The organism is Vibrio sp. 03_296 (assembly GCF_002265885.1).
Genome location: NZ_NPKW01001359.1, coordinates 1 through 760, shown reverse-complemented (window position 1 = coordinate 760; position 760 = coordinate 1). Strand labels below are relative to the sequence as shown.

1 protein-coding gene and 1 pseudogene are annotated in these 760 nt (G+C 46.2%); one reads left to right on the top strand and one right to left on the bottom strand.

Translation table 11 applies throughout. The features are described from left to right. Positions 1-148, top strand: a 148-nt coding sequence (locus CIK04_RS32250; RefSeq protein ID WP_142995066.1) for a transposase, incomplete at its 5' end; no start/stop codon positions are given. A 219-nt stretch (positions 149-367) separates the two neighbouring features. On the opposite strand, the pseudogene CIK04_RS32245 reads toward CIK04_RS32250, so the two are convergent. Continuing rightward, positions 368-760: pseudogene (locus CIK04_RS32245) on the bottom strand (efflux RND transporter permease subunit); the annotation flags it as partial.

Here is a 760-nt window from a genome sequence, read left to right as displayed (position 1 = left end):
AAGTGAAACAGTAGAACGGAGCTTTGCAGATGCCAAGCAACATCATGGTCATCGTTATGCTCGCTTCCGAGGTCTAGCCAATGTGCAAATGCAATGTTGGTTGGCAGCGGCAGCCCAAAACATCAAGAAGATAGCGCATTGGTGGTGAACTATCTACGAAAAATGGGCTTAAATATGGCAGAAATAAGGCAGATACTTGCTTCTGTATACCCRTGTAATGAATGGAAACTTCTGCGCACGATATAACAAAAAAWATCACGATCGCGACCTACGGTCGCTTCCAAAAAAAGAACCCCACTTAAAAAGCGGGGGTTCGTCATCAATCTGAAGGCCGCATAAGCGGCCTTTCGTTTATATTGCATCGCAATTACTGTTCTGCGATTTGGCGTTGAGCGGCTTTTGCTTCATCCTCCAGCGAGTCGAGTTTTCCAAATCTTTATCTTCTACGAATACAGGTAGCGGTTTGTGTTTTTCAGCGAGGTAGCTGTAAATCACAGGCAACACGAATAACGTAAACAGTGTACCAATCGCTAGACCAGCTACGATAACGATACCGATGCTGAAGCGTTGAGCTTGCGCCAGCGCCCGTTGCATACATTAGTGGGATCAAACCAGCAATCATTGCCGCTGTTGTCATTAGGATAGGACGAAGACGTACTTTCGCCGCTTCCATGACCGCTTCAATGCGTGAACGCTTGTTATGTAGCTGCTCTCTTGGCCACCTCACAAATTCAAGATACCGTGTTTGGTGATCAAACCT